The sequence below is a fragment of the Bacillus cereus group sp. BfR-BA-01331 genome (genome assembly GCF_022663915.1).
Classification (GTDB): domain Bacteria; phylum Bacillota; class Bacilli; order Bacillales; family Bacillaceae_G; genus Bacillus_A; species Bacillus_A mycoides.
In genome coordinates this window covers 375067-384826 of sequence record NZ_JAKUGJ010000003.1, presented here as the reverse complement: position 1 = coordinate 384826, position 9760 = coordinate 375067, and the positions used below count along the sequence as shown (strand labels likewise).

The following is a 9760-nucleotide window of genomic DNA, read 5'->3' as shown; positions in this document are numbered from 1 at the left end:
GTTATACGTGGATACATGTGTGATATAGATTTTTGGTACTCAATCCATCAAAAATCTATAAATACAGGTTGACTAATCGTAAGAAAAAGCATACCTAACGGTATGCGACTTAGACAACAAAAGTACTTGAATAACATAGTAGAACAAGATCATCGCTTTATAAAGAAGCGAATCCGTTCTACGCTAGGTCTTAAATCTTTTGACACAGCTACATCCATTCTTTCTGGAGTAGAAGCCATGCATATGATTAAAAAAGAACAGATTGCTTTACGGAACCAGTCTGTCCAAAATCAAAAAGAATTCATCCATCAATTGTTTGGACTTGCAACATAAGATACGATTCCGTTAGGAATATATATGCTTTATTCTCTTTTGTTTTATTTTTGCACCAGAACCATAAATAACAAGAATCCATTTTGAAAAAAGAATTTTCAAAACGGATTCATTTTTTTTTACCACATAACGTGGATTTTTCAGATACTTTTAATTAAACTTTATTTCAAAACTACGATTGCATGTTTTTTGAGCTTAATTCCTATTCGTTCTATTTCTGTTTTCCAGTAAAGCCAGGTGTTTTAGTCTTCCATACAAAAATATATGCAACTAGCAATATACAGAACATTGCCCATGGGAAAGAAAGTACTCCAATGGTTTCCAAAAGGAATGCTCCAACCACACTTCCGCCCCCAATAGCTAAGTTCCAAGTTGTTACAAGCATTGATTGAGCAACATCTGCACCATTTCCACCAGCATTTGCAATTGCAGTTTGCAGAAGTGTTGCGGCTCCTCCAAATGTAAGACCCCATAGTGTAACTGCAAGATAGATTACAATAGTTTGATTCATGCCAATACCTAGTGCTACAGATGCCAAACCGAACCCAGCAAGGCTGATTAAAACCAACGAACGTAGTTTATGGTCAATTAATATTCCAATAACCCAGATACCAACTAATGCTGCTATACCAAATATAAGCAATATCATGTCAATCTTTTGGGTTAGTCCTAAATAATCAAGGTAAGGTGCAATATAAGTATAAAGAATGTTATGTGAGAGTACCCAAGCTAATACAACAAATAGCACTGATCTTACCCCTGGTGTGACCAAAACCTTTAATAGAGGTATGCGTTTTTCCGTAGATTGTCCAGGGAAGTCTGGAAGTTTCCATAGAACCCAAATAACTAATAATAAAGTTGAAAGTGACATAATTCCGAAGACAAAGCGCCAGCCCAAAAAGGTACCAAGAAATGTCCCAATAGGAACACCAAATGCAAGAGCAAGAGGAGTTCCGACCATCGCTACCGCCATAGCCTTCCCTTTAAGTGATTCCGATGCCATTAGACGGGCATATCCGGCAGTCATTCCCCAAAGAACACCTGCAGTTACTCCAGCAAAGAAGCGAGCTATTAACGTCAAAGTATAATTAAAAGAAAAAGCAGTAATAGTATTAAATAAAAGAAATCCCGCGATACATAGAAGCAGCAAAGGCTTTCTTCTCCATCCTTGAGTTGCCGTAGTTAAAGGAATAGCAGCTAATAATGATCCAAGAGCATATGAAGTAACAAGTTGGCCAGCAAGGGATTCAGTAACTCCTAGTCCATTACTAATCTCTATTAATAACCCAGCAGGAATAGTTTCTGTGAGTATACAGATAAATCCAGCCATCGCCAGAGCGATTAAACCGTTCCATGGAAGACGTTCTGGTGAAGAGGCAATTGTAGCACTCCGTGTAGTTGAACTTCTCTCTTGATACATAAGAAGAGCACCTCTTTTATATTAATATTTATTTAAGAAGCCAATACATAAAAAAATTTCCATAAAAAGGAAGTGAATATATAAGTAGGCACCTCTTTATTAAGAAAGGTATCTATAATTTATAGGAACATCTCAAAGTTTGACTATCCTTTTAATTTATTAAAATATCCTTTCTTCCAGTAAACTTATTTAATGTCACTCATAGATGGCATCGGTTAAGTCTACAGTAAATTGACCATCCATTCCCTCAAAAGCAGTATTTGTAAATGAAACTACTGTTAATTTCTCTATAGGGTCAACAAACCATGAGTGTCCATAAGCTCCTCCTAATCTCCATGTTCCAATGGACTCTTTTGTATTAGCTTCTTTAGAATCTTTCAATATAGTAAATCCTAAACCAAATCCTCTTCCAGGCCAGCCGACTAATGGTAAATTTCCAGTTTGAATCTTGGTCATTTCATTTTTTATATCATTTGGTAATAAAGAATTTCCTGACCTTAACTCTTCAAGGAAATACAGAAAATCCTCTGCAGTACCATTCATTCCAGAACCTCCTGATGGGAAAGCATTGGTATCGAATGCACGAGCAGGCTCAAACACGATGCCTGCGGTTCCTTCAAATACTTGAGCAACTTCCTTATCACCCATTCTTTTAGGAATAGGAGAACTACTTAGATATTGAGTTACTATTCTTTGCCTATCTATAACATTAAATGATGTATTCACCATTTCTAATGGATCAGTTATTAGAGTTCTAATTAATGCTTGCAACGAATCTCCATAAGCTTTACTGATAACTGCACCCAACACGTCTACTGCTATAGAATAACTCCAATTCGTACCCGGAGCATATAATAAAGGGACAGTGGAAAGTCTTTGTAAATTTTCTTCTAAAGAGATTCCTGAAAGGTTCATTCCATCTGAAACCCTTGCCTTTTTATATGCTCCTCCTTCAGGCTCTAAAAATCCATATGTCAACCCAGCCGTATGGGTAAGCAAATGCCTTACAGTAATGATAGGTTTGTCACCGTTCATTAACTGTGGTTGAAATTCTGGAAGCCACTTAGTAATTGGATCATCCAAACCAATTATTTCTTTTGAGACCAATACTAAAGCTGCTGCAGAAACAATTGGTTTCGTAACAGATGCAAGGCGAAAAATCGAGTCCTGGTCCATTTTTGTTTTTTCTTCCCGATCAGCGTAACCTGCAACACGCTTATAGATAAGGTCACCATTCTTGCTAATTAAAGTCACTGTACCAACGATTTTGTTGTTTTCGATCGCTTTGTTTATTACTTCATCAACCCTTTTAATCAATCCTATGATGTCTTTATCTGTTGTTAACATTTATTCATCACATCCTATATAAATTTAAAGAACAACTTAATTTTAATAAAATAAACATTGATTTTACATAATAAATCATTTGAATTATTAGAATAATGATTATAAGTTCTAACTAATTTTCATCTTTTTCTTTTTATTTATAAAAAACGAAGAAATTAACGATGTATAATTTAAGTTTATAACGTTAAATTATACATTTTAATGATAAGCTTATATAATAAGAGGATATAACCTTTAATATTAAGTTTTTTTTGTTAATCTAACTTTATTTTAAAAGGGGGATTTATATGGATAGTGTAGATAAAGATATACTAACGCATTTGCAGGGAGATGCACGATTGTCAATGACTGCTATTGGTAAACTTATAGGCTTATCTCAACCAGCGGTAACTGAAAGAGTAAAAAGATTAGAAGAAAAAGGAATCATCTCAAATTACAGGACTGTTGTATCAAATGATAAAATCGGTAAGTCAACAGTAGCTTTTATTTTATTTCGAACCACACAATGTCTTAATTTTGTTGATTATTGCGAAAATACATCACAAGTGGTAGAGTGTCACCGTATAAGTGGGGAATATAACTACTTAATTAAAGTAGTAGTTGAATCTACAAAAGAACTTGAACTATTTGAAAATGAAAGTATGAAATATGGTAACTCCACTACACTACACTAATTTCTCTTTCCTCACCTATTGATTTTAAACCGTTGCTTCCCTCGGCCATGATGCTAAAAGAATAAAATATTATGTATGTATTAAATTAGTAAGGAAGATTAATCTCTGCAATGTCTGAAATTACAATTACATCCCATAAATATGATTACCTCCTCTTAACTTTAAGATTCATCATATTCTATGCTTAAAAACAAAAGAAGCTTGTTTACTAGTCTATTTTCTACATTTTAAAGTAATAATATTATTATCTACTCTTTAAGTTTCAAATCTATTTCACCCCTTAACAACAAACAAGACGCCACCCAGATCACGGCAGCGCCTACGATAATTGCTATACACTTCATCAAACTCATTTATTCTCATATTATTTATTTCTTTGCTTCCATACCCCATTCTCTTTATGATAAGTATTCTTGCCATTCATGAAGTCAGCTGTATTACCAGGAATGCTATATTTCTTATTCTTTTTCTTAGCCTTCTTCTTCAGCCTCTTCTCTTCTTGAACAGCTTGCAAGTCCGCCTTCCATTGTTTCAACAAATCCTTTTCACGTCGCATCGAATTTGTACCCCTTGGATTAAAATGCACATCATATAATTAGATTCTACCTAGGTTTATAATCCGTCGAACCTTCTTCGGGATTGATAAGAAAAGTAGGCAATGAATTAGATTTCAATTTTTTCGTAAGGAATTCCATATCACTTTCATTTTCATCTACATTTCTTTCAATTAACTCAAATTCAACACCCGGCGGCGTATTATTTAGCATCGCCTTTGCTCTCATACATTTTGAACATGTATTACCTGTAAACATAATGATCTTAGTTGTCATTCTCTTTCGCTCCTTTTAATAGTAGTACCAGTTCCGATTCTACTATTGTAGACGGAAATTTAATGAACTAAACTCAGATTTCCCATACTAGTGTAAAGAAAAACAGGCCAATTTCAGCCTGTTTTTCTTTACACTTGCCCTACTACTCTTTCCCTTCTCTTTTTACTCAAAGCCTTCCCTTCCCAAAACAACAAACTTACTAAAGCACAAATTAAAATAACTGGAACACTTGCTTTATATAAATCTGTAAAACTCATAGCCATCTTATTTTTGGCATACCGACTTACATCTTTTGAAAATGCAAGTACTTCTTTCTTTATACTCTCCTCTTGTTTTTCAACTTCTTTTGTTACTTGATTCGTAATTTCTTCTCTTTTTATCTCTCGATATTCTACTGGAACGCCACTTAATACTTCATCCACTTTTTGGTGAATTAGTTCGTCTTTTTTCTCTTTACTTAATCCCACCAATGTTTCATTTTGTTTCTTTTCTACATTTGTTTCTATACTTTGTTTCTCTATTTTTTCTTTTGTTATTTGTAATATCTCAGCTCGCTCGGCACTACTCACATGAATATTACGCACTTTTTCTTTTGCATAACGATATACATTCTCTTTATTTAAAGATAAGTTGTGAGTTAAATTAGATACAAATATTGCAACCGCTAATACAATACCCACTTGACGTAACATCGATACGACAGTTTGAGAAGCAGTTAATAATTCCCCTTCAAACGAAGATGCACTTAAAACTGTAATTGGCCCCACTACTAAACCATATCCAACACCTAATATCATACACGGAATAATAATTTCTATATTTGTTGAATTGACGTCAATCATTTGCAACCAATAGTAGGATAGGCCCATAACAAGAAACCCTGACAAAATAATAGTTACTTTTCCAAGCTTTTTAATTAAAGTTGCTGCAACAGGTGAGATAAAAAATATCATCGCTGAAATAGGTGTCACTAGAAAAGCAGCTTCAATTTCCGTTCGATGCTGTATTTTTGTCAAAAAAGTTGGAAGCAATACAGTAACGCCAATTAAGAATAAATTACTTAATATAACAACGATAGACGCTCCGACAAACATTCGATCTTTAAATAAATTTAAATTCACCATTGGATTATGAATCTTTCGTTCCACTAGAACAAATAGAATAAGAGAAATAGTGCTAATGGCATAACAAGACAAAGCAATATTACTTTGCCATCCCCACGTATTGCCTTTCACTAATACGAGAGTAAAAGAAAAAATCGCTAAACTACTTAATATGAGTCCAATCCAATCAATTTTTGAGATAATACGTTCTTCATTTTTTATTTGTAGCATAATACAGCATAAAATGATTCCAAGAATACAAATCGGAACATTGACGAAGAACACCCATCTCCATCCTACATTTTGCGTAATAATTCCGCCTATTACCGGACCAAGTGCAGCTGACAATCCTTGCGTTACTCCTAAAATAGCAAGTGCAACATGCCTCTTTGCTAACGGCATAGCTGATACACCTATTACCATACTCGTTGGAAATAAAATTGCAGCACCAATACTTTGTATAAAACGAGAAAAAATAAGGAAATCGCCTGTGTTAGCAAAAGCACAAAGCACTGATCCACCACCAAAAATAATTAAACCGAGAATATACACCTTTGCTTTCCCAAAAATATCAGCTATCCGTCCTAGCGGGATTGCGAGTACTGCAATCGTCATTGTATAAACATTTAATACCCAAGACATCTTCTCTAATGAAGTATTTACACTCGATTGTATTGCTGGTAAAGCTATATTCATAATCGTTGTATCAATCATACAAAGAAAAATACCTAAGCACATTAAAAAGACAATCTTAATACCCTTTGACTGCTCCATGTTAATCTACCCCTTTATTTATTGTGAACGTATTTTTCATTCTTCCGTTTTATTATTTTCTTTTGCTTCTAATTGCTGTAACTTCCTCTTCAACATCTCTACTTGCGCACTATATGATGCAATACCTACATCGAGCGAAATTTCTTCAACGAAAGTAATACCTTCTCTCCATTTTTCATATTTCAAACGAAGATCCGCAATGTACGCTTCTTTCCTTTCAATTTCGTCTTCAATCCATTTTTTTATCGCCCTATCATCACTATAATTACCAAAATACATCCTCATTAAAAAATCTGAACGTAAAACGTCTTTCTCTACATCCGTTTGCATGTATTTATAAAACTCTTCACGCCCTTCATCTGTAATAAAGTACATTTTCTTATTCGGTTTCCCTTCTTGCATGACAATTTCTTTTTTAATTTTCCCCTCCTTTTCCAATTGTCGTAACGTTGGATAAATCATTCCAAAGCTGCCATCAAAAAAGTAAGTAAATACATCCTCAAACACAATTTTAATGTCATAACCAGACAATTCTTTTTCCATTAATAAACCTAAAACAACATCTCTTCCCTTCAAAATAAGACCCCCACACAATATATAATCAACAATCATATTAACAACGTTAATATGATTATTGATTATATACCTTATTCTGTAAATTGTAAAATGTTTCTAAATAAAAAAAACATCCCGTAATTCGGTTTCCCAAAGTTACAGGATGGTTCTTCTTTATATTTCATATGTAAACTTTGTACTATTTTCTAACTACATCTTGATTAGTTTCAACGTCCTCTGTCTTATCTTCTTTTATTTCATAGTAATAAGAAGGTAATTCTATATTATGCTCTAAGAAATAATCCTCAATTAATGAAATAATTACTTTCAATGTTTTCAAACGGGCATATAATTTATCATTACTCGCAATAATATGCCATTTTGCATTCGGCTTATTTGTATTTTCAAACATGTCTTCCATTGCTTCGACATACTCATCCCATTTTTCACGATTTCGCCAGTCTTCGTCTGTAATTTTCCATCTTTTAAGAGGGTTGTTCTCTCTTTCTGTAAATCTCTTTAACTGTTCGTCATTACTAATATGATAGAAAAACTTTCCTATTATGTAATGATCATCAGTTAATAGTTTTTCGAAATCATTAATTTCACCATACGCTCTCGTCCACTCTTCCTTTGTGGCGAACTCTTCAACACGCTCAACTAATACACGCCCATACCATGAACGGTCGAATATAGTAATTTGCCCATATTGAGGAAGTTTCCGCCAAAAACGTTGCAAATAATGATACCGTTTTTCATGAGGAGCAGGCGCTCCAATTGGATTTACTTGGAATCCGCGTGGATCAAGATGCTCAGTCACTCGCTTAATTGCTCCGCCTTTACCTGCCGCATCCCAACCTTCCATAACAATCATAACGGCTATTTTCTCTTCTTTTAATATTTGTTGTAGTGCTAATAAACGCATTTGATATTTTTCAAGTTTCTTATTGTACTTAGATTTTGATTCAATTTTTTTCGTTAAATCTACTTTAGCAAGATGCTCTTTTTCCATCAAACGAATCCCCCTTGTTATATGACAATGTTATTTTAACATATTTATTGGTAATTTTTTCTTGTTTGAAAAAAGCTGTGTAGAAAATCTCTACACAGCTTCTTTCTCTAATTGTACATCCACCTCAATATTCTCTCTTCTATTCCTTACAGCTTTCATAAAGAATACAACAGTTAAAATAACTGTAATAATCGCACCTACAATATACGATGTATTTAGCGGAATATTAAAACCAATTTTCGCATTTAAAATATAAACAACTGTCATGAGCGTCATAAATATCGCTGGAATTAAAGAAACGATATACTGTTTTCCTTTTATAAATAAATACATCGTTCCAATCCATAACGCAATGGCTGCAGTCGATTGGTTAGCCCAAGAGAAATATCTCCATAATAGTGTAAAGTCAATTTTCGTTAAACCATATGCAATAACAAATAATGGAATCGCAATAATTAAGCGATTTTTTAATTTTGTTTGATTGAAATGGAAGTAATCCGCAATAATAGAACGTGCCGCACGGAATGCTGTGTCTCCAGATGTAATTGGTAATACAATGACACCAAGAACAGCTATTGTGCCCCCCACAGCACCTAACATCGTCTTCGAGATTTCACTTACAACCGCAGCTGGTGTACCCGATTTAATTAGCTCATTTAATTCACCGTAAGAGAAAATACTCATTGCCGCAGCTGCCCAGATCATTGCAATTATCGCTTCTGCAATCATCATACCGAAAAATACATAACGGCCATGTTTCTCCGTTTGAAGTGTACGTGAAATAATTGGTGATTGTGTTGCGTGGAATCCTGATAAGGCACCACACGTAATCGTCAACATTAATAATGGGAAAATAGGTGCATTGTCTGGATGCATATTTTCAAACGTTAGCTCTGGAATAGGAGAGCCTTTTATTATCATCATTCCCCCTATGCCAATAGCACTTATTAGCAATAATGCACCTAATACCGGATAAATTTTACCAATAATTTTATCAATCGGTAAGATAGTCGATAAAATGTAATATATGAAAATTACAGATAAAATAATAGTTATTGACACTTTTCCTTGCAATACAATATCAAGTAATGATGCTGGTGTTGTTATAAATACAGTTCCTACTAATACTAAAAGTAACAATGAAAAAACATTTACAATATGTCTCATTGCATTCCCTAAAAATTTCCCTGCTAATTCAGGAATATGCGCCCCTTTATTTCGTATAGAAATCATCCCTGTAAGATAATCATGAACGGCTCCTGCAAAAATCGCTCCTATCACAATCCAGACAAATGCAACTGGACCATATAAAGCACCTAATATTGGTCCGAATATAGGACCAGTACCTGCAATATTAAGTAATTGAATCATAGAATTCTTTCGCCTATCCATAGGTACATAATCTATCCCATCTTGATTCACATAAGCTGGTGTCTTTCTCGAATAATTTATTCCAAATATCTTTTCAATTAACTTTCCATATGTAAAATAACCGATTATCAATACGACGATTGACACTAAAAATGTAATCACTTCTATCCCCTCCCCCTTCAGAAAGCATTTTCTTATTCCCATATAAGAAATCGCTTTCAATTTATTCTAGCATATTTAACTATATTAAATAAATGATTTATACAGAATTTTTAGCATATTCTTTTTATAAGATAAAAAAACAGCCTCTCTTATTTACAATACCCCCTTACATTATATGG

Annotated in this window: 8 protein-coding genes and 2 pseudogenes; 2 read left to right on the top strand and 8 right to left on the bottom strand. The window is 33.8% G+C overall.

The window, feature by feature from the left end; genetic code table 11:
• Positions 1-99 precede the first annotated feature (99 nt).
• Positions 100-333 (top strand): annotated as a pseudogene (locus MR155_RS08725) (DDE-type integrase/transposase/recombinase); the annotation flags it as partial.
• A 211-nt stretch (positions 334-544) separates the two neighbouring features.
• On the opposite strand, the gene MR155_RS08720 reads toward MR155_RS08725, so the two are convergent.
• Positions 545-1753: an MFS transporter gene (locus MR155_RS08720; protein WP_242309267.1), complete on the bottom strand. Its 1209-nt coding sequence runs from the start codon at positions 1751-1753 to the stop codon at positions 545-547.
• A gap of 195 nt (positions 1754-1948) precedes the next feature.
• Positions 1949-3100 carry a serine hydrolase domain-containing protein gene (locus tag MR155_RS08715; RefSeq protein WP_242309265.1) on the bottom strand — a complete coding sequence of 384 codons (1152 nt, stop codon included), beginning with the start codon at positions 3098-3100 and terminating at the stop codon, positions 1949-1951.
• Positions 3101-3387: 287 nt separating this feature from the next.
• Between MR155_RS08715 and MR155_RS08710 the strand changes: the two are divergent.
• Positions 3388-3839 (top strand): annotated as a pseudogene (locus MR155_RS08710) (Lrp/AsnC family transcriptional regulator).
• A 299-nt stretch (positions 3840-4138) separates the two neighbouring features.
• Here MR155_RS08710 and MR155_RS08705 read toward each other — a convergent pair.
• The 6 genes from MR155_RS08705 to MR155_RS08680 form a co-directional block, all read right to left on the bottom strand.
• A complete protein-coding gene (locus tag MR155_RS08705) occupies positions 4139-4330 on the bottom strand; it encodes a hypothetical protein (RefSeq protein ID WP_242309262.1) in 192 nt (63 codons plus the stop codon).
• Positions 4331-4376: 46 nt separating this feature from the next.
• Complete coding sequence (locus tag MR155_RS08700; protein WP_242309261.1) at positions 4377-4604, bottom strand: glutaredoxin family protein; 228 nt, start codon at positions 4602-4604, stop codon at positions 4377-4379.
• A 128-nt stretch (positions 4605-4732) separates the two neighbouring features.
• On the bottom strand, positions 4733-6481 hold the full coding sequence (locus MR155_RS08695; RefSeq protein WP_242309259.1) for an MFS transporter: 1749 nt from the start codon (positions 6479-6481) through the stop codon (positions 4733-4735).
• A gap of 36 nt (positions 6482-6517) precedes the next feature.
• Complete coding sequence (locus MR155_RS08690) at positions 6518-7057, bottom strand: PadR family transcriptional regulator (RefSeq protein WP_002086322.1); 540 nt, start codon at positions 7055-7057, stop codon at positions 6518-6520.
• 178 nt (positions 7058-7235) lie between these two features.
• On the bottom strand, positions 7236-8048 hold the full coding sequence (locus tag MR155_RS08685; protein WP_242309256.1) for a polyphosphate kinase 2 family protein: 813 nt from the start codon (positions 8046-8048) through the stop codon (positions 7236-7238).
• Positions 8049-8138: 90 nt separating this feature from the next.
• Positions 8139-9581, bottom strand: coding sequence for a carbon starvation CstA family protein (locus MR155_RS08680; RefSeq protein ID WP_242309254.1), 1443 nt, complete (start codon positions 9579-9581; stop codon positions 8139-8141).
• Positions 9582-9760 lie beyond the last annotated feature (179 nt).

Excerpts from the sequence above, each read along its gene's own strand:
- MR155_RS08715 (WP_242309265.1), bottom strand. The coding sequence starts at position 3,100 with ATGTTAACAACAGATAAAGACATCATAGGATTGATTAAAAGGGTTGAT.
- MR155_RS08720 (WP_242309267.1), bottom strand. The coding sequence starts at position 1,753 with ATGTATCAAGAGAGAAGTTCAACTACACGGAGTGCTACAATTGCCTCT.
- MR155_RS08695 (WP_242309259.1), bottom strand. The coding sequence starts at position 6,481 with ATGGAGCAGTCAAAGGGTATTAAGATTGTCTTTTTAATGTGCTTAGGT.
- MR155_RS08685 (WP_242309256.1), bottom strand. The coding sequence starts at position 8,048 with ATGGAAAAAGAGCATCTTGCTAAAGTAGATTTAACGAAAAAAATTGAA.
- MR155_RS08705 (WP_242309262.1), bottom strand. The coding sequence starts at position 4,330 with ATGCGACGTGAAAAGGATTTGTTGAAACAATGGAAGGCGGACTTGCAA.
- MR155_RS08700 (WP_242309261.1), bottom strand. The coding sequence starts at position 4,604 with ATGACAACTAAGATCATTATGTTTACAGGTAATACATGTTCAAAATGT.